Origin of the sequence: Methanolobus sediminis (assembly GCF_031312595.1) — an archaeon.
GTDB lineage: Archaea > Halobacteriota > Methanosarcinia > Methanosarcinales > Methanosarcinaceae > Methanolobus > Methanolobus sediminis.
The window spans coordinates 1,649,221-1,669,217 of record NZ_CP133592.1 but is presented as its reverse complement, the minus strand read 5'-3'; the positions used below and the strand labels follow the sequence as shown (position 1 = coordinate 1,669,217).

Genomic DNA, 19,997 nt, shown 5'->3' with positions numbered 1-19,997 from the left:
TTTCATAGCTAAGTAGCTTTATTTGAAATCTATACTGATATTTCCTGATTTCCTTGCCAGTGATGCGGATAACATACCCATTTCTATACGACATACATTTAGTATTCCACATGGAACAAGGCAGTTAGATGAACATTGCGCTTCCTGAGCTTTTGTCAACACATAATTATCCTTGATATCAAGTGTCTGGTCCATAGGCACTTCCATATGTGATAACTTCTTTATTTTCTCACAATCACTTTCGATATCGATAATGATGTTCTTTCCATCCATTTTTCCATGCACCTTATGTGCAAAGCCACATATGTTTGAGTTAATAACAACTTCAGCCATTTAATTCACCATTTCTGATTTGAAATATACTAAAAGTTATGTTGCTCTTGTATATAAGTGTTTCAAGATGTTTTGAAATTGGTGCCAACAAAAATACATATCCATTACTTAAAAAAAGATGTGCCTGATTCAATCGGCATCTGATTTTGATACGCACTTGAGTCTGTTAACACCATCTATTTCCTCGATAACATCAACAACAGCCTCAGGAACAAGAGATTTCCAATCCTCATCTCTTAGCATCCTTTTTCGAATTTCGCTGCCGGAATAACCTTCCCTCTGATACATTGGAGGTTGCTCTACCGGAATGCCCGATTCTTTAAAAAGACGAACAACAAGTGGATTGTTAGAATAGACCACATCAAAAGGTGGTGTCATAGAAATAATATGAGAGACCCACACAGCATTTCTTTGCAGGTCTTCCAGAGGAATCGCGTAATGTTTAATGCCAGCATCCTCTAAAGCATGCTTGATCATCATTACGCGTTCACCTGCAGTAAATGGATTCTTGGGCTCGTGGCTTTTCTGCGCACTGCCGATGCCAATTACTACTTCATCTACATCCCGGGCAATATCTTTTATTAAAGAGTAATGTCCGAGATGAAATGGTTGAAAGCGTCCAATATAGAACGCTCTTCTCATGTGCATATTAGATAAACCATCAGTGAATGCCACATTCATCAAATGAGAATTTCTCACAGACTTCAAGGTAGTGACCTGAGTTGTTATCGTGTTTCATCTTGGCAAGCTTCCCGATAAGATCCATTCCTGGTTTTGGATCTTCCATGATCTCGACCTTATCCTTGACAAGCTCGAAAATCTTCTTACCGACATCAGTCCTTATAAGCACACAGTTCCAGCCATCTGGAGTTCCGACAGATCCCAGTGATATGTCAGCAGATACTGATGTATAGTCACAACAGTTGTGGCATGGATTTCTTGCATAGTGAGCAACCTCAGCGATCTTAACACTGTGTTCTTCACCATCCTTTGTGTAGTTCCAGAACTTACCCTTACCGAAGTCCATCTTTACGACATCATTAAGGTTAAGTCCCATTACTTCAGGGACGATCTTCTCTGTCATTACATCATGGTAGAAACTTTCCATGCACAGAAGACCAAGGATCACAACGATCTTGTCATTGTTGTTCTCAAAGAGAAGACGTGCACCATGGGCCTGGCAGGGAACACCAATAACACCAATCTTATCATATTTCTCAAAAGGTTCTCTGAGTGCTGAAAGTACAGAATCATAAGTATACTTGGTACCTGTTGTTCTGTCAACATCTTCCGGCTTGGTCATAACAATAAGTTCAGTACCCCATTCACCATCTCTGGCAATACCAACAATACAATCTACCGTGCCGGTTTCAAGCAAAGCCTTTGCAAGAATGGAAGTTACACCACCATCCTGACCTTTTATGGTACTCTTTGCTCCAAAGAACTCTTTTACATTTGCAAACTCGTCTTCTACATATCCGTCAATAACAGGACAGAGTCTTGCACATGTGAGACATCCCTCACATACATTTGGCGCTGCTCCTTTGACGTATAATTCTAAATTATCAGGGTCACGGACTTCTGCATGCTTGTTCATAACAATAGCACCTGCAGGACATGCTGAAACGCATGCCCCACAAGAAGTGCAGACGTCGTGCTCAATGACCTCTAATATTTTTGGATGGGCCATTAACTGCCTCCGACGTTCTTTTCTTGTTTATCCAATGATTTCTTTACCGATGAGCTTGATGGCCTTCTCTTTGTCAGGTCCTATTGGGGAACCTGCAACGATCTGGGTTACACCGATGTCAAGCAGGTCGTTGATCCTTGCCTTACAGTCGTCTGGTGTTCCGCAGATAGAGAATGCGTCCATCATCTCATTTGTAACCATACCGCCCATGAGTGCACCGAAGTCACCCTTTGCGATTGCTCCACCGATGTCACCCTTTGCTGCTGGGTCGATTCCGTGGCGCTCAAGTACCATGTCAGGAGAACCTGCAACAATGAATGCAACTACGATCTGAGCTGCCTTTGCTGCCTTTGCTGCATCCTTGTCGATTGAGAAGCATGCGTATGCTGCTACGTCAACTTCCTTTGGATCGCGGCCTGCCTTCTTTGCACCTGATGCAATCTGCTGTACAGCTACTTCAAAGTCCTTTGGGTGTGATGCGTTGATGAGTACACCATCGGAGATCTCTCCTGCGAGCTCGAGCATCTTTGGACCCTGTGCACCCATGTAGATAGGTACATTTCCAGCCTTGAATGCCATCTTGGCACCGCCGAACTTGACAGCGTCGCCATCCATGGTTACTTTTTCTCCTGCGATGAAGCCACGGATTGCCTGGATGCTTTCCTTTGTGGTTGTGAGTGGCTTGTCCCATGAGATGCCCATTGCATCGAAGGTTGCCTTGTCTCCTGGACCGAGACCGAGAATTGCACGGCCGCCTGAGATCTCATTGAGTGAAGCGATGCTTGATGCTGTGATAGCTGCATTTCTTGTGTATGGGTTTGTTACACCTGTTCCGAGCTTGATACTGTTTGTGTTCATTGCAAGCACGGTTAAGGTTGAATAGACATCACGGTTGTTGTAGTGGTCTGTGATCCATACATTGTCAAAGCCCTGCTGTTCAGCAAGTTTTGCATAGTGAGCTATTTTTAAAACCGGGTCGCTTGGTACAAATTCAATTCCAAATGTCATTTGAATCCTCCTGTAAAGTGTGTTCCTATTCAGGTATCTATACATATTTAAAACTTTGTTGGTTTGATTCGGCAGGAAAAGCAGGCATATTTATGACCCGGACAATGCCTGTCATGAAGTATTTAGTTTTTTCGAACTACCTGTGTATACTTGTTTAAAAACAGAAGAAGTTACATTAGTTTTTACTGCCAGGGTAAACATGATCATATAAGTTTTTCCGCGTGGCAGGCTTTTCAAGCAACGATATTTTGACACACAGTCTTGTAAAATTTTGTACATTCACCGTTACAGATATATTCGGTAAACGTTAGAAGAATTATTATTCATTTCTACGGTGGAATAGCGGTATATAAAGCTGTATTTGCCAATATCATGCAAATTCAATTTGCATCTGCAGAAATGATGAACGGAAACATTTGCGAACAAACAACATATTGACAGAGTGATCGTCATGAAATGCTTTGAATGTGCAAAAAATGGAAAAGATAGTGACACCGTTGCTGTCTGCATAATCTGCGGGAGAGGAGTTTGCAAGGACCACCTTGTAAGAGAAGAAACACCTGTATGGGAGGGTGAATACAGCATTAAGCTGAAATGTGGAATGGGAATTTCCTGTGACTACAAGGACATACAGCACTGGAAGAAAGTGCTCTGTATGCCATGCCATGAAGCCATGAAGGAGAACTACTAGGTGATATCATGATGAAATGTTATGACTGCATGGAAGATGGAGACGATACAGAAGCAACATGCATCTGCATTGCCTGCGGAAAAGGCCTCTGTAGCGATCACTGCAAGGAACTTGAACTTCCGGTATCCGTTGGACAGCCACCTAACGTACAGAGGCTTCCAAAGGGACTGCCAAGAATTCTTTGTAAATACTGTTTTGACCGGACAATTGAAGATGGATTCGACTAATCGGGATGGAAACATCCCTGATTTTATCAAATAAAAGGAGAAGAGGAAATGTGCGGAGAACAAGGTAAAGGATGCGGACACAGAGATATCATCGATGATATGTCCGACAAGCTGGGATTCACACCACAGATATTAGAAACATTGGGGGAACTTGAACCTGAATTTGTACACAAATATAACATGTGTAATCACAAATTGCTTAAAGATGGGGCACTCCCTGCAAAGACAAAGATACTTATGGCACTTGCCGTAGTTGCATCAAAACAGTGTGAACGCTGTGTTGTGTCACAGATGAAGAGTGCACTGAAGAACGGCGCAACAAAGGAAGAGATCATGGAAGTAATGGACGTCATTTTCATCACATCCGGAGCTCCTGCTGTTGCCGCATGCAGAGATGCACTAAAACAGCTTAAATAATTAAGACAAGAAGGGAAGTTATCCCTTTTTACATCAATTTTGCCTTTACACCGGTTTGGGTAAACCGGTGTTCAGGTGCACTAAAAACATAAATATGATGTAGATGAGAGGACATGAGGGGAACCGTTGTAAAGCTTGGCCTGGTCTTGGCAGCAATGCTTTTACTACTTAGCACAGGTAGCGTTGCAACTGCAACACCGGCAACACAAGCTGGCGAATACAGCTCGGACGATTTTGCCTATGAAAGTAAATGCAGGCAATGCCATGCTATAATTTATGCCGAATGGGAAGGAACTATGCACTTTAATGCATACCTTGATCCGTTCTATCTTGAAGAGGTAAAGATAGCAAGTGAAGACACAAATGGCTCACTGGACGAGTTCTGCTCACGTTGTCACACACCCATAGGAGTTGTCAGTGGTGAAATACCACCAATAGATGGTTCTGAAATGTCCGATATTGCCAAACTCGGAGTACAGTGTGATTTCTGTCACGTAGTATCCGGAAGTAATGGTACAGGAAATGCACAATTCACAGTGACCCCTGGAAATACGAAATGGGGACCATTCGATGATGCAAGAGGGAACTACCATGAGTCCGAATACCTTGAACTTTTTACTCAGTCAGAATACTGTGGAATGTGCCATCAGGTAATCAACCCTGTTAACGGGCTTGTTATTGACGATACATATTCAACATGGAAAGACAGCCAGTATGCTGAAGAGAATGTCGTATGTCAGGACTGTCACATGACAGAAGGTATCACGCAGTTCAAGGCAAATCCCGGACGTGCCGGGTCAGGTGCTCCTAAAAGAGATCATATTCCCTTACATGATATTGTGGGTGCCAACACCCTGATACCACCAATGTTTGGTGCTGAGAACGTAGCTGACATGGCAGTTGAAAGGCTGCAAAAAGCCACTATAATGGATATATCGGCACCAGAGACTGCATCTGCAGGAGATGAAATTCTTATTGATTTATCCATCACAAACTCCGGTGCCGGACACAAGATCCCCACTGGAGTTTCTGAAATAAGAGAGATGTGGCTGGAACTTACGGTCACTGATGCAAACGGGGATATTATTTACAACGCCGGAAGTGTCGATGCTGATGGGAACATCATAGACGCAAAAGTGTTATACAACAACGTTCTGGCAGATATTGAAGGGAAGGAAACAAAGAGTTTCTGGCTTGCAGAAAGTGTTCTTGAAGATAACAGGATCGGTCCAAAGGAAACTGTAACAGAAGAGCACTCATTTGTTATGCCTGAAAATGCAGCATACCCTCTTACAGTACAGAGCACCCTGAAATACAGGTCAGCTCCGCAGGATATGATCGATAAGCTCCTTGGAGAAGAAACAGGGGTTCCGGTTGTTGACATGAACGAAATCTCTGCAATCATTTATGATCCATCAACACCTGCAGATGAAAGAAACCAGCCAGAATCAGGCAGTACAAGCACTCCAGGGTTTAGTGCACTTACTGCTGCAATGGTTCTTGGAATTACGATGTATATCTTAAAAAGAAAATAATGGAGGAAAAATAATGCCACCAGAAGTAGATTTAGCTAAATGTGAAGGAATAGGAGCCTGCGCTCAGGCATGCCCGACAGACGTTATTGAAGTACAGGAAGACGCAAACGGAGATTTAAAATCCGTCATTGCACGTCCTGACGACTGTGTGGAATGCGGTAACTGTGTTGATGCCTGCCCACAGGAAGCAATAACACTGGAATAAACAAAAACGGAGTGCTACCATGTCAGAAGACAGAAGCATTCGCCTGCTGGGCATCTCAGGAAGCCCCAGGAGGAAGTCCACAGATTATGTTGTAAATGAAGCTCTCAGATTCGCGCAGGAAAAATATGGTGCTGAAGTAGAATATTTCTCTGCCCGCGGCAAAGAGATGAAATTCTGCATCCACTGTGATTATTGTGTCCGTAAGAAAGAAGGCTGTATTCACAAAGATGACCTTGTGGAACTCTACGATAAAATGCTCTGGGCAGACGCATGGATAATTGGCACTCCAGTATACCAGGGTACTCTAAGTGCCCAGACTAAAACTATTATGGACAGGTGCCGTGCAGTTGTTGCGCGTGATCCAAAGTCCTTTATGAACAAAGTTGGAGCTGCCGCTGCTGTTGGTGGAGACAGGATAGGCGGACAGGAACCTGCAATACAGAATATTCTCAATTTTTACGTCATCAGTGAAATGATACCTGTTGCAGGTGGATCATTCGGATCTAACCTTGGCGGTACGTTCTGGTCACAGGACAGAGGTGCCGAAGGTGCTGCAGAAGATTCGGAAGGAATCAGAAGCCTGCACAGAACCATGAATAAACTCATGAAAACGGCCATAGCAACAAAAGACCTGCGTAAGGAGGAGTAAGTCTGGAATTTGAAGAACCTGTTACAGAGATTATAAAACGGACGTACAATGTAAAAAGTTTCAGGTTCAAGAAACCGGATGATTTTGATTACAAAGCCGGACAATATGTGATAATCACATTAAAAGACGGAGAGAAGAAAATTGGTAAACCCTTTACGCTCTCCAGCAGCCCTACTGAAAAAGATCACATTGAATTTACAAAAAAACTCACGGGACATGAGTACTCAAACATGCTTGATGCCATGGTGCCGGGAGACAAAGCGACGATAAAAGGTCCATTTGGCAAACTTACCTTTGAAGGGGAACGCGAAAAGATAGCACTTCTCAGTGGTGGCATAGGTATCACACCAATGATCAGCATTTGCAAATATTGCACTGATATGAAACTTAATACGGATATCATGTTGATATGCAGTGACAAGACCGAAGAGGACATGATATTCACAGAAGAACTTGAGGAGATGAAAAAACAAAATCCCAACCTCAATGTATTCCACACACTCACCAGGGCCTCAGAAAGCTGGACAGGATGCAGGGAGCGCATCTGTGAGAACCTTATACTCCGGGAATTACCGGATTATTATGAAAGAACATTCTACGTATGCGGACCACCACCCATGGTTGATTCAATGGTGGAACTGCTTCAATCTATGAGAATACCCGATAGCGAGATCAACAAAGAATCACTGATAGGTTACTAAAAATAAACAGAAGGCACAGATCATGAAAAGGATAGCATGGGGAATTACGGGGTCAGGAGACCTTATCAAAGAAACATATGAGACAATGGTGGATATCAAGAACAAGACCGATCTGCAGATAATGGTTTTCCTTTCAAAGGAAGGAGAGACCGTTATGAAATGGTATCATATGTGGGATGACATCCAGAAGGATTTCCCTAATTTTAAAACAGAAGGCGGACCAAACTCACCATTTATTGCAGGACCGCTTCAGGTCGGATACTATGATGCACTTATCATCGCCCCGATGACTTCCAACAGTGTTGCAAAAATAGTATGTGGAATCGGAGATACCCTTGTCACAAATGTTGTTTCACAGACAGCAAAAGGAAGCACACCGATATACATACTGCCAGTTGACAGGGAAATGGGAACTGTCAAAACAGTATCTCCTGAAGGACGTGTAATGGAACTGAAAATGCGCGAAGTTGACGTATCCAATACAAAGAAACTTGCCCAGATGGAAAATATTACAGTTATCAATAGTCCTGATGAACTTTATGACATACTTGGTGTGAACAGGGATTAATAAATTTAGTTCACACAAAACAGGGAGTGGAATAACGTATGAAAGAGATTGAGCTTATGCGTTCTTTTTTTACCAGACCTGCAGGAGATGAGGATAAAATAGTCCTGCTGTTGAATGATCTGCTAAAGAAGATAGACAGTAAAGAGAACGGCACGATAATTGGAAAGAAAGAAACTCTGGATTATGAGAAGCTTATGAGGGAAACGAAGTTCCCACATGGGATGGGAAATGAAGCAGATGTCGGCGACTTCATTACCGAGCTCTATGGAGGTGTGAACATATGGTGCCATCCTCTTATGCAGGCGAACGTCGTGCCACCTGCCACGGCACTTTCAATTGTTGCCGCAGCGTTGGGTGCAAGATACAATGAGAATTCCATCAGTGATGATTACGGAATGAGTGCGGCACGCTCAGAGATAATGGCAATAGCCATGCTTGCCGACCTTATAGGATATGATACAACAAAGGCTGGCGGCATCTTCACCTTTGGAGGAACCGGCTGTAACCTTTATGGTGCACGCATAGGGATCGAAAAGGCCGACCCGAATGCAAAGAATACAGGAATAAGGGATAGGATACACTTCTTCTGCTCAGATGTTGCCCATTATAGCATCAGATCCGCTGCCCTGTGGACAGGGGTCGGACTGGACAACATAAAGACGATACCTTCGTGTGATAACGTAATGGATATTCACCTGCTTGAAGAAGAGATGGAACGGACTATCAGCGAGGGAGCCCGCATTGGAACGATATTTGCCACAATGGGTACAACAGATGCTTTTGGAATAGACCCTCTTAAAAAGATAGTGGAATTACGAGACAGAATTCAGAAAAAAATAGATTACAGGATACATGTACATGCCGATGCGGTCATTGGATGGCCATACCTCACATTCAGGGGAGACACACGTATCGATCATCTTCCACACATGTTGCAGGAGGAGATAAGAGAGATACTTTCCAGCATAAGCGACCTGCGATATGCGGATTCGGTAGGAATAGACTTCCATAAGACAGGATGGGCACCATACCTGTGCAGTGCATTTGTTATAAAGAACAGAGAGGATTTTACACTTCTGCAGAAGCAGAAAAAGGATATGCCATACCTGTTCCACGGGGAAGGCTACCAGCCAGGGACATTCACCCTGGAATCAAGCAGACCTAATTATGCTCAAAAAGCACTTGCAAACATGATGTTGATGGGAAAACAGGGATATGAAACCCTTATAGTACATCTGATAACTGCTGCTGACCACCTGAGAGAAATGATGGATAATTGTTCGGACATTGAACTGCTGAACAGACACAACCCTGCATTTGTAACTGATTTTCGTATCTACCCTCACACAAAATTTGATACTGATGGAAATCCCCTGTTTCAGAAAGAGATGTGTGATGAGACCGAAGAGGAGTTCACAGAGAAGGTCAACTCATACAACCAGAGGATAGCACAGTACATGATTGCCAGGGCGCAAAAAGAAGGTACTGCCATGATATCCTATACTGACAACTATAAGACAACAAGGAATAGCAGGACGATAGTTGCATTGAAGTCCTATCCAATGAGCCCTTTCATCGAAAAAGAACACATGGATGAAATGCTCAGGCAGATATACGGAGCAAAGGAGTGGGTTGACTCTAACTGCGGATTTGAAACATGATTTTTTTGATTATGTTTCAGAAAAAAGTGTAGCCTTCTATCGTGTAATTTTCCGGTAAAGTGTCTGATATCTCACTCAGCCGGGAGAGCGATCTGAAAGTGGAATACGTTGCAATGATGCTGTCAAGGGCATCACCTTCCGTATCGTCCACAATTAGTTCCTGTAACGATGAAGGGATAACAATGCCTTTGCTCATAAAATATTCAAGTATGCGACAACGGGCAATGCGCCTGTCGTCAGTCTTACCTTTATATGCAATATACATATCCTCTTTCTTCAGCCTGCAGGCAGGGCAGATCTCTATGAGCCATGCTTTCCCGTCCCTTGCTTCCTGCATTGGAAGTACACATGCAAGATTGTCCCTTACTAGAGGAGATATTACGTCCCTTATACCAAAATAGGTCTGTCGATAAAGCCTTAGATTATATACTGAAAAAGGAACTTTTGCTCTGATCTCAGATGCACGTTTAATTTCTTTCCCAGCAGCCTTGTCCCTACAGGACTCACGGAACTGTTCAGCAGAAGGATAATTTGAAGAGAACGATTCAATAAAGCCCTCCCAGGAATCTTCCATGAGAGATTCTGGCAGGGAAAAAGAAAGATCGATTCCAAAAACAGCATCAATCTCCCGTACTATCAATGATCTCAGTGCTGAGAAGCATTCATCTCTTCCTGAACGGGAGTTCGCGGTAGAACCTATACGGTCTGCCAGCCTGTAACACTCCTCTATATACAGAGTATTACCAACAGGCTTAGCGCTGCTAATCCATATCTTTTTACAGGCATCTTTTGCACCACTGAAATCAACACCAAATATACGGCGTTCTTTTCCAGTGGCAGCAAAGTCCATAGATTTGTCCTGATCAGTTGTCGCGCTCACCTTTGATGAAAGCATCTGTCATTGCATGAGCTTCATCATCTGTGAACTGCTTTGGTGGGTGCTTCATGAAGTATGAAGATGGTGAGTAAAGGATACCGCCAATTCCCCTGTCAAGCGCAAGTTTACAGCACCTGACCGCATCAATGACAACTCCCGCAGAGTTAGGGGAATCTTCAACTGAAAGGCGAAGCTCGATATTCATTGGAACATCACCGAAAAGCTTACCTTCCATTCTCAGGAAGCATAACTTGTTATCGTTCTGCCATGGAACATAGTCACTTGGACCAACATGGATATTATCATCATCCATTCTCTGGCCAACTACTGACTGTACAGCCTCGGTCTTGGATTCCTTCTTGGAAGCAAGTCTGTTCCTGTTGAGCATATTGAGGAAATCAGTGTTTCCTCCGGTATTAAGCTGGTAAGTCCGTTCCAGTTTCACACCACGTTTACGGAAGAGGTCCGCAAGGGTTCTGTGAGTAATTGTTGCACCAAGCTGGGCTTTTATGTCATCACCAATAATAGGGATTCCTTTTTCCTCGAACTTCGCAGCCCACTCTGGATTGCTTACTATGAAGACAGGCATATTATTGATGAATGCAACTCCTGCATCAAGGGCGCATTCCGCATAGAAACGGGTTGCTTCCTCAGAACCTACAGGCATATAGTTCAGTAAGATCTCTGCGCCGGAATCCTGTAACTCCTTTACTACCTGCTCTTTTGTAAATTGTGCTTCATCAGAAGGAATAAAACGCCTGTTATCGTTATAGTCGACCATATGTTCTGATACGCCATCAAGAATGCTACCCATTTTTACAATGGTACCTGTGGGTGGAATTTCCGGACAGAAAACCGCTGTACAGTTAGGTGGTGCAAAAATTGCTTCTGAGACATCTTTGCCAACTTTCCTCTCATCTACATCAAAAGCAGCGACCACATCAATATCGAATGGCATGTAGCCACCGAGATCCCAGTGCATTAAACCTGTTGCATCTTCCTCATTCTTGTTTTTGTAGTATTCAATACCCTGAATAAGGGAACTTGCACAATTGCCAATACCAGCAATTGCGATTTTTATTTTGTCCATTCAACTACCTCTATAAAAGTGATCTTGTTCAAAATGAATAACAGATGGAATATAACCACATTAATGTATTGACACAAATAAAAAGTTTTCTAAACATGGAATGGTCGCCTATATCATATAAATATTAGCTAAACCCGGCAATTGCAGGCAACAAAGCTCGAAAGATATATTAAGCCAGAATTAGATAATATTTGCTACAGTGGGTTTTATTTTTGTTCAGACAGGGAACGACAAATTTGTATTTTAGCAACATCAGTTCTTAAAGGAGATTCTAAAATGAAAGATATACTACATGAGATCGCAGATGAGCTTGACCATCTTAAGTCACTTGACGAGGCTATTGCTCTTGCCATCGAACTTGAGGAAGAGGGAATGGCGTATTACAGTGAAAAAGCATCCGTTATGAAGAATGCGACCGCAAGCAAATTGTACATTTTCCTTGCAGATGAAGAAAAAAAGCATGCAGGATATCTCCAGCAGTACAGGGAAAGTAAGAACATTCCGGAAGTGGAATTCACATATCCAAAGTTTGAAGCGTCTTTCAGTGAAGAATTCTCAGATGAAAAACTGGAAGAAATAGGAATACTTCTCGCAGCCCTCAGATTTGAGCACAAGAGTGAATATTTTTACATGGAACTTGCCAAAAGAGCAGAAAGCGAAGAACAAAGAGTATTCTTTGAACAGGTTGCAGCTGCCGAGAGAGGACACTACAGGATAATTGATGAGCTGCTCGATGATGCAACCCAGTTCAGGATGCAGACATAAAATAGTAAGAGGAAGGATAATGGACGATTACAAACCACTTGAATTAACAAAAGGAATCTACTGGGTAGGTGTGGTTGACTGGAATCTGCGCGACTTCCACGGATATGAGACACCAAAGGGAGGCACTTACAATTCATACCTTGTTGTCGATGAGAAGATAGCGCTCATTGACACGGTTAAAGCTCCGTTTGCCGGAGAGTTGATCAAGCGTATCAGTCAGATAATCGATCCTTCAAAGATAGATTACATCATATCCAACCACGTCGAAATGGACCACTCCAGTTCAATTTCTGCGGTTCTGGAAGTAGCACCAAATGCTAAGGTCTTTGCATCATCAAAAGGACAGACAGGTCTTTCAGAATATTACAACGAAGAAGGTTTTGACAACTGGGACCTGAATGTTGTTAAAACAGGTGATGAGTTAAGCCTTGGAAAAAGGACACTGATGTTCATTGAGGCAACAATGCTTCACTGGCCTGACAGCATGCAGACCTATGTGAAAGAAGACAAGCTCCTTTTCTCAAATGATGCATTCGGACAGCATGTTGCAACATCCAAACGCTTTGATGATGAAGTTGATGATGTAATGGAAGATGCGGGCATATACTATGCCAATATCCTGTTGCCTTTTGGTTCCCAGGTCCTCAAATATATTGAGAAGCTTAAAGAACTGGAAGTATATCCTGAAATGATAGCCCCTGCACACGGAATTATCTGGAGAAGGGATGTTTCAAAGGTGATGACACAATACCTGAAATGGGCACACGGTGAAACTACCCCCAAGGTCATAGTCATCTATGATACCATGTGGGGAAGCACTGAAAAAATGGCAATGGAAATTGTCGAAGGTGCGAGGTCTGCAGGAGTTGAAGTACGCCTGAGGCACCTGAGAAAGAACGACTGGAGCATGACAATGAAGGAAATCATGGATGCACCGGTGGTAGCCATAGGTTCACCCACAATGAATAATGGAATGTTCTTTACTATTGCCGGATTCCTGACATACCTTACAGGATTGCATCCTAAGAGTAAAAAGTACTTCCTGTTCGGTTCCTACGGATGGGGAGGCGGTGCAGTCAAAGGAATGGAAAAGATGATCGAAAGTGCAAAGTTTGAGCTTGCTATGGAAAGTATGCAAATCAAGTTCAGACCTTATGAAGAAGATAAGAAAGCTTGCCGGGAAATCGGATACAGACTTGCTGAAATTGCAAAAGACAATGCAAACTCTTAAATTTATGAAGATGAATGTTTATTCCAACATATGAGAGTGTTACTATGAGATTCGAAAATGATCTAGAAGCAGAATTTTATGAAAGGTCTAAGAAAAACGCAGAAACAACCGGATACAAACTCAACACTGACTGGGATGTTATTACAACTGCTGTAAAAGGCATTTGCAACAACAAGAAGGAGTTTGGTGAATGGTACTGCTTCTGCCAGAAGAGAACCGGAGACAAGGAACAGGATAAGAAGATTATCTGCCCATGCGCTGCAAGGACAAGAGATGTTGAAACCCGCGGTTCATGCAAGTGCGGACTTTACATTAAATAAAACATTTTACAAATACAAATGAAGCTCTAAGCTTCATACCCATCTTTTTTCATATCCAAAATCCTGATCCGTATGACAGAAACTGGAGAAGAGGAAACGGACAAAACGGAAGTTAAGGAAAAGGAAGAAGCTCCCAGAGACAAAACCAGGTTATCTGACATCTGTGCTGATATCATAGTCAGTGAGATCATGTCAAAAGGAATGACCGTGGTAAAAGAAACTGAAACCATAGAGAATATACTAGAATTAATGACAAAAACACCATATCACAGCTATCCTGTAGTGAACTTGGATGGCGAACTGGTTGGCGTCATTGATGAGGACAATATTCTTGAACTACTTTTTTTTGAAAGAAGCAACCGTCATCATCACACACATCTAATGGCTATCAAAGCTTTGAGTGAAGAAGCATCAACTTTGATGGTACATCACCCCATGATTATAGACCCGGATGCCACTCTATGCGAAGCTGCCGACCTTATGATAAAACATCATATTGACCGGCTATGTGTTGTGAAGAACAAAAAGCTTGAAGGTGTTGTTTCAAAATCAGATATAATCAGGAAAATATACGAACTGCGGGGACATTGACCAATGGAAGCCATTCTTCAGATAATGGTTATACTGTTCCTGGCAAGGATACTAAGCGAGGTCAGTGAAAGAGCAGGACTTCCGGGTATAATAGGAGAGATGGCAGCAGGTTTTCTCTTTGCACTGGTATTCAAGCCGGATGACATTGAAATCTTTACTTTCATGGGAGAACTCGGGGCAATATTCCTCCTGTTCACAGCAGGTTACAGGGAAGTCCATGCAAAAGAGCTTAAGGCAGCATCAATAAATGCACTTATCCCTACTTTCTTTCAGATCATTGTTGCCGTTACATTCGGATTCATGCTTGGGAACATGTACGGATTCAGCTTTGTCGAATCACTCTTCATGGCAGTTGCGTTCAGTCCCACAAGCATCAGTGTAGTGGTTAAAACCCTGATAGATACGGATTACCTGTCCAGCAAGCCCGGTTCCCTTATGCTGACATCGGCAATCTTCGATGATATAATAGGCCTATTTTTGCTAACCGTTGTCATATCAGTTGCCACATTTCAACACCTGCCATCAATTATTGATATGCTATGGATAGTCGGGAACATAATAGTATTTGCAATTATCATGGGAATTCTGGGATGGAAAATATTTCCTACCCTTTTTGACCATGTTCAGAAAATGCATACAAAAGAAGCACTCTTCTCTTTCGTGATAATCATAGCTTTATTCTCAGCATACCTTTCTGAAGTTTTTGGACTTCATGCGGTCATAGGTGCCTTTTCTGGAGGAATACTTATCTCAGACCTTCCAATTGCAAAGATAGAGACTGTTCAGAAGAAAGTTAGTGGAATTGCCTATGGGCTCTTTACACCATTGTTCTTTGCTTTCATCGGGCTTTCTGTTGAAATAGAAGTACTGTACACTGCCGGTACCTTTGCTGTTCTTGTTATTGTACTTGCACTTACAGGCAAGCTCATTGGCGGATTTATGGGCACAAAACTGATTGGTTACAGTTCAAAGGACAGCCTGATATTCGGAATAGGAATGATGCCACGTGCAGAAGTGGGACTTGTTGTTATTGCAATTGGAAAAGAATTAGGGATAATCAGCAATGAGGTGTTCTCTGCCATTGTTCTCATGGTCATTGTTTCCATCATCATCTCACCAATACTGCTGGAGATGTCCATCAGATATAAGGAAAAAGGATTGAAAGTACCTGAGCAGACGATTGTCTGATAACAAGGACAACAAATACTTAAATTATTGAATAAGAGTATTATTTAATACAATATGGAGGGGTTATTATCGGTCATGATACTAATTTTGGAAAAGCTGCTTACAGCAATTATGACAGAAAGGAAGATAAACTGGGAGAAATGAGAGAAACGGAGAACGCTGAACTGGAATGTGCCCTAAAGCAAAAAGACGTTCTAGAGATACTGGAGCTTCGTGTTAAAGCCCTTGAAATGCTTCTTGATAACTCAGGAATAATAGCATTCATACGTAAGGAAAATGGGAAAGTGGAATTTGTATCTTCATCAATTGAGGAATTAGGATACAAAACTGAAGATTTTTCATCAGGAAAAGTGAATTTCAAGGAACTTGTTCATCCTGATGACCTTGACAGAGTCGTTCTGGAACTGAAGGAAAATGCACTTGAAGGTGCTGCCGGACTTTCACAGAAATACAGGATAAGGACTAAAAAGGAACATGTCAGAACAGTTGAGGAAAAAACCACATTCATACGTGATGAAAATGGAATTGTAGCCTACATTGTAGGAATACTAACAGATATTACGGATAATTAAAAACTGAATTCTGGCGGATGATAACATATCACATGTTTACACCATCAGCGAAACTTTTTATGACATACTTTTCAAGGAAGGAAAAATAATAGCATCCTGCCCCGGTGGAGCCATGCTGAATAGTTCCGTCTCTCTTGGAAGAGCAGGAGTTCCGGTATCATTTATCAGCGAGTTCGGGCATGACAATATAGGCATCCGGATCAAAGAATTCCTCAATGAGAATGGAGTCTCAACCGCCCATCTTTTCCTATATAATGGCAAGTCGCCTCTTTCACTTGTATTTCTGAATGAACGCAACGATGCATCATTTGAGTTCTATGAAAATTTTCCTAAAAAGCGTCTTGATATTGAATTACCGGAATATGAGCCTGAAGACATACTCATGTTCGGTTCAATTATGGCATTAAAACCGGAAATCAGAGAAGGACTGAAAAATCTTATTATTACTGCAAAAAACAAGGGTACTATGCTGTATTATGATCCTAATTTCAGAGATTCTCTTTCTTCTTCACTTGAAGAGATCAGACCAGTGATATCTGAGAACATAAAATTTGCAGATATTGTAAGGGCTTCGGATGAGGATATGAAAATGATAGCAGGATGCAATAATCCTGATGATGCATATGATTTTGTTTGCGGGAGAGGATGTGATGTACTAATTTACACCGCAAATTCCCGTGGTGTTTACCTGAGAACGCCTTCTTATTCTAAACAATACACAGTCCCTGAAATCGAGACTTTAAGCACTGTTGGGGCAGGTGATACTTTCAATGCAGGCATAGCATACATGTTGCATCGCAGGAAAATCACGAACATCTACACAGTTTCTGAATCTGAATGGGATGAGATCATCAACACTGCAATTGAATTTGCAACACATGTGTGCATGAGCACTGATAATTATATATCATCCGATTTTGCAGACAGGCTAAAAAAGATATAGCAACAAAGATGAATATAGTAACTGATAATCAAATGGAAATAAAGGGGAGAAACTAAGTGGAACAGGAAAACGTTATTCTTGAAGACGTATTCGCTGAAATGAAAAGTTCCAGAGTCGGACTTTCCGAGCAGGAAGCACAGGAAAGGTTAGCAAGTTTCGGAAAGAACGAGCTTACTGAAAAGAAAAAAACAACGGCGTTGAAAGTCTTTGCAGGACAGTTCGTAAACCTGATAGTATGGGTACTCGCTGCTGCCGCTGTAATTTCCCTTGCAATTGGTGAGACCATTGACTTCTGGGTAATAATGTTCACAATTGCCGTTGTCATCACATTGGGATTCATTCAGGAGTATCGGGCTGAAAAAGCCATGGAGGCATTGAAAAGCATAGTGCAGCCCGAAACCACCGTACTGAGAGATAAACGTCTTCGAAAGATATTCACAGTCAATGTTGTTCCCGGAGATATTCTTGTTCTCGAGACGGGCGACAAAATTCCGGCAGATTCTTTTGTATTTGAGGCAGTCGCCCTTAAGATAGATGAATCAGCCCTGACAGGAGAGAGTGTGCCGGTTGGTAAAAACGAAAACGATACTATTTTTGCCGGTACTCAGCTTGTTCATGGAAAATGTAAGGCCCTGGTCACTTCAACCGGGATGAACACTAAGATTGGACAGATTGCAAGCCTCATCCAGACAAAAGATGAAGACACTCCGCTTCAGACTAAAATTACAAAACTCTCCCTGACACTGGCATTTCTCGCTGTTCTTGCTTCTGCAATTACATTTGCAATAGGGATTTACATTGGAGCGCCTTTTGGTGATATGCTCCTGATATCACTGGCTCTTGCAGTGGCCGCTGTGCCTGAAGGGCTGCCTCTCACACTTACAATAACCCTTGCATACGGCATGAAAAAAATGGCAGGACACAATGCCATTATCAGAAAAATGCTTGCTGTGGAGACTCTTGGTTCAACCACAATTATCTGTACAGACAAAACAGGTACACTTACCCGCAATGAAATGACGGTGGAAAAACTGTTTGTCAGCGAGACTGAAATTGATGTCACTGGTTCAGGATACATTCCCAAAGGAGATTTCCTGAAACGTGGAAACAATCTTGATCTAAAGAATGATGGTACTACACTTGATCTTCTCAGGGGAATCACGCTTTGTAACAATTCTGCCATTGAAAAGAAAGGTGAGAAATGGGAAGTTGTTGGAGACCCCACTGAAATTGCTCTTACTGTTGCCGCTGCAAAGGCTGATCTCTGGAAGGATGAACTTGATAAAAATTATGAAATGACAGAAGAGATAGTTTTCACCTCCGAAAGGAAGATAATGACAACTATCCACAAGACCGAAAGTGGATTTATCTCATTTACAAAAGGTGCTCCTGAATATGTTCTGCCGCAGTGCAGTGTTATAGAGAAAAACGGAGACAGATTCTTCCTCACAGAAAAGGATAGAGAGATAATACTTGATAAGAACCTGGAGTTTGCAAGTTCTGCCTATCGAGTACTGGCCGTTGCATGCAAGGAAGAGTCTGTCGGAGCTGACACTGCAGAGTTTGAAAAGGATATGATATTCCTTGGACTTGTGGCAATGATAGATCCTCCAAGAGAAGAGGCAAAAGAAGCCGTTGAAATGTGCAGGAAAGCTGGCATTAAAGTAATAATGATAACCGGAGACAACCAGGAAACTGCAAAGGCTATTGGAAGAAACATTGGCCTGTTCGATGGCAAAAATGGTTGCGGAGTCTATGAGGATGAAAAACTCAGTAAAATAGCAGAGGACTGCGCGGTCACCGGTGATGAGCTTGAAGAACTCAACGATGAGGAGTTTGATATCATTGTTGATAATATAAACGTTTACGCCAGGACAATGCCGGAACAGAAACTCAGGATTGTAAATGCCCTTCAGAAAAAAGGACACATCGTTGCTATGACAGGAGACGGTGTGAATGATGCACCAGCTCTTAAAAAAGCTGATATTGGCATTGCAATGGGAATAAAAGGAACGGATGTTGCGAAGGAATCCAGTGTCATGATACTTCAGGATGACAACTTTGCAACCATTGTGGAAGCGATTCGTGGCGGCAGGACCATTTACAATAATATTGAGAAATTCATAACCTATCTGATCTCAAGGAATTTCATGCTTATCATACTGATAATGGCAGGCATAAGTCTTCTTGGATTTGACCTAATACCGCTGCTTGCATTGCAGATACTTTTCATCAATATGTTCAATGAGATAATGCCCGCTGTATCACTTGGACTTGACCCGGCAACTGAAGGGATCATGACAATACCACCAAGAGACCCGAATGACAATTTCCTTAAAAAGCGCAATCTATTCCTTGTGATCACACTGGCGTTTGCAATGGGAAGTGCATCTTTCCTTGTGTTTGAAATGAGTGATCCGGTAGCTGATACAAGCATGGCAAGGACACTGACATTCGCTACGGTTGTTAGTATGATCCTGTTCATACCGCTGGCATTCAGGTCACTTGAAAAGTCCGTATTCAGCATAGGGATATTTAGTAACCGCTTAATGATAGCCGGAGTTACAGCTACATTCTTCGCAACTGTATCGGTCATGTATATCCCAAAACTTAACGATGCATTTGGATTGATCGCCCTTTCTCCATCTGAATGGCTCATGCCAATTGCTGTTGCGTTTATAACATTCCTCATTGCAGAGGGCTTAAAATACACAACCCGGAGCGTAAAGAAGTAA

The 19,997-nt window shown here is 42.3% G+C and carries 23 protein-coding genes; 17 read left to right on the top strand and 6 right to left on the bottom strand.

Annotated features, from left to right (window positions below):
- Positions 1-18: 18 nt before the first annotated feature.
- The 4 genes from RE474_RS08090 to mer all read right to left on the bottom strand — a co-directional run bounded on the left by RE474_RS08090 (position 19) and on the right by mer (position 3,031).
- The gene (locus tag RE474_RS08090) at positions 19-333 is read right to left on the bottom strand and encodes a DUF6951 family protein (protein ID WP_309309875.1); all 315 of its coding nucleotides are present in this window, start codon (positions 331-333) and stop codon (positions 19-21) included.
- Positions 334-462: 129 nt separating this feature from the next.
- Complete coding sequence (locus RE474_RS08085) at positions 463-981, bottom strand: nicotinamide-nucleotide adenylyltransferase (RefSeq protein WP_309309874.1); 519 nt, start codon at positions 979-981, stop codon at positions 463-465.
- Between the two features lie 13 nt (positions 982-994).
- A complete protein-coding gene (gene fpoF / locus RE474_RS08080) occupies positions 995-2,023 on the bottom strand; it encodes a F420H2 dehydrogenase subunit FpoF (RefSeq protein ID WP_309309873.1) in 1,029 nt (342 codons plus the stop codon).
- A gap of 27 nt (positions 2,024-2,050) precedes the next feature.
- The gene (gene mer / locus RE474_RS08075; RefSeq protein ID WP_309309872.1) at positions 2,051-3,031 is read right to left on the bottom strand and encodes a 5,10-methylenetetrahydromethanopterin reductase; all 981 of its coding nucleotides are present in this window, start codon (positions 3,029-3,031) and stop codon (positions 2,051-2,053) included.
- A 451-nt stretch (positions 3,032-3,482) separates the two neighbouring features.
- Between mer and RE474_RS08070 the strand changes: the two genes are divergently transcribed.
- From RE474_RS08070 to RE474_RS08030, 9 genes are all read left to right on the top strand, one after another.
- Positions 3,483-3,722: a DUF2180 family protein gene (locus RE474_RS08070; protein ID WP_309309871.1), complete on the top strand. Its 240-nt coding sequence runs from the start codon at positions 3,483-3,485 to the stop codon at positions 3,720-3,722.
- Between the two features lie 8 nt (positions 3,723-3,730).
- Positions 3,731-3,949 (top strand): DUF2180 family protein, encoded by a 219-nt coding sequence (locus RE474_RS08065; protein WP_309309870.1) that lies wholly within the window; start codon positions 3,731-3,733, stop codon positions 3,947-3,949.
- Between the two features lie 48 nt (positions 3,950-3,997).
- Positions 3,998-4,366 (top strand): carboxymuconolactone decarboxylase family protein, encoded by a 369-nt coding sequence (locus RE474_RS08060; protein WP_309309869.1) that lies wholly within the window; start codon positions 3,998-4,000, stop codon positions 4,364-4,366.
- 113 nt (positions 4,367-4,479) lie between these two features.
- Positions 4,480-5,901 carry a multiheme c-type cytochrome gene (locus tag RE474_RS08055; RefSeq protein WP_309309868.1) on the top strand — a complete coding sequence of 474 codons (1,422 nt, stop codon included), beginning with the start codon at positions 4,480-4,482 and terminating at the stop codon, positions 5,899-5,901.
- Between the two features lie 13 nt (positions 5,902-5,914).
- On the top strand, positions 5,915-6,106 hold the full coding sequence (locus RE474_RS08050; protein WP_091708665.1) for a 4Fe-4S dicluster domain-containing protein: 192 nt from the start codon (positions 5,915-5,917) through the stop codon (positions 6,104-6,106).
- 19 nt (positions 6,107-6,125) lie between these two features.
- On the top strand, positions 6,126-6,755 hold the full coding sequence (locus RE474_RS08045; RefSeq protein WP_309309867.1) for a flavodoxin family protein: 630 nt from the start codon (positions 6,126-6,128) through the stop codon (positions 6,753-6,755).
- A gap of 2 nt (positions 6,756-6,757) precedes the next feature.
- Positions 6,758-7,456: a ferredoxin--NADP reductase gene (locus RE474_RS08040; RefSeq protein ID WP_309312227.1), complete on the top strand. Its 699-nt coding sequence runs from the start codon at positions 6,758-6,760 to the stop codon at positions 7,454-7,456.
- 22 nt (positions 7,457-7,478) lie between these two features.
- On the top strand, positions 7,479-8,024 hold the full coding sequence (gene afpA, locus RE474_RS08035; protein ID WP_309309866.1) for an archaeoflavoprotein AfpA: 546 nt from the start codon (positions 7,479-7,481) through the stop codon (positions 8,022-8,024).
- Between the two features lie 38 nt (positions 8,025-8,062).
- The gene (locus RE474_RS08030; RefSeq protein ID WP_309309865.1) at positions 8,063-9,685 is read left to right on the top strand and encodes a pyridoxal phosphate-dependent decarboxylase family protein; all 1,623 of its coding nucleotides are present in this window, start codon (positions 8,063-8,065) and stop codon (positions 9,683-9,685) included.
- A 16-nt stretch (positions 9,686-9,701) separates the two neighbouring features.
- Here the strand turns inward: RE474_RS08030 and RE474_RS08025 are convergent, their stop codons facing one another.
- Together RE474_RS08025 and RE474_RS08020 are read right to left on the bottom strand one after the other, a co-directional pair.
- The gene (locus tag RE474_RS08025; protein ID WP_309309864.1) at positions 9,702-10,580 is read right to left on the bottom strand and encodes a hypothetical protein; all 879 of its coding nucleotides are present in this window, start codon (positions 10,578-10,580) and stop codon (positions 9,702-9,704) included.
- On the bottom strand, positions 10,549-11,652 hold the full coding sequence (locus RE474_RS08020; RefSeq protein ID WP_309309863.1) for an inositol-3-phosphate synthase: 1,104 nt from the start codon (positions 11,650-11,652) through the stop codon (positions 10,549-10,551). Before RE474_RS08020 ends, RE474_RS08025 begins: the two co-directional genes overlap by 32 nt.
- A 276-nt stretch (positions 11,653-11,928) precedes the next feature.
- Between RE474_RS08020 and RE474_RS08015 the strand changes: the two genes are divergently transcribed.
- The 8 genes from RE474_RS08015 (at position 11,929) to RE474_RS07980 (ending at position 19,997) form a co-directional block, all read left to right on the top strand.
- Entirely contained in the window at positions 11,929-12,417 is a 489-nt protein-coding gene (locus RE474_RS08015; protein WP_309309862.1) for a ferritin family protein, read from the top strand.
- Between the two features lie 19 nt (positions 12,418-12,436).
- The gene (locus RE474_RS08010) at positions 12,437-13,648 is read left to right on the top strand and encodes an FprA family A-type flavoprotein (protein WP_309309861.1); all 1,212 of its coding nucleotides are present in this window, start codon (positions 12,437-12,439) and stop codon (positions 13,646-13,648) included.
- Positions 13,649-13,692: 44 nt separating this feature from the next.
- The gene (locus RE474_RS08005; protein ID WP_309309860.1) at positions 13,693-13,968 is read left to right on the top strand and encodes a ferredoxin-thioredoxin reductase catalytic domain-containing protein; all 276 of its coding nucleotides are present in this window, start codon (positions 13,693-13,695) and stop codon (positions 13,966-13,968) included.
- Positions 13,969-14,040: 72 nt separating this feature from the next.
- A complete protein-coding gene (locus RE474_RS08000; RefSeq protein WP_309309859.1) occupies positions 14,041-14,559 on the top strand; it encodes a CBS domain-containing protein in 519 nt (172 codons plus the stop codon).
- Between the two features lie 3 nt (positions 14,560-14,562).
- Positions 14,563-15,747 (top strand): cation:proton antiporter, encoded by a 1,185-nt coding sequence (locus tag RE474_RS07995; protein ID WP_309309858.1) that lies wholly within the window; start codon positions 14,563-14,565, stop codon positions 15,745-15,747.
- Positions 15,748-15,887: 140 nt separating this feature from the next.
- Positions 15,888-16,319, top strand: coding sequence for a PAS domain-containing protein (locus RE474_RS07990; protein ID WP_309309857.1), 432 nt, complete (start codon positions 15,888-15,890; stop codon positions 16,317-16,319).
- A 112-nt stretch (positions 16,320-16,431) separates the two neighbouring features.
- On the top strand, positions 16,432-17,262 hold the full coding sequence (locus RE474_RS07985; RefSeq protein WP_309309856.1) for a PfkB family carbohydrate kinase: 831 nt from the start codon (positions 16,432-16,434) through the stop codon (positions 17,260-17,262).
- Between the two features lie 56 nt (positions 17,263-17,318).
- A complete protein-coding gene (locus RE474_RS07980) occupies positions 17,319-19,997 on the top strand; it encodes a cation-translocating P-type ATPase (RefSeq protein WP_309309855.1) in 2,679 nt (892 codons plus the stop codon).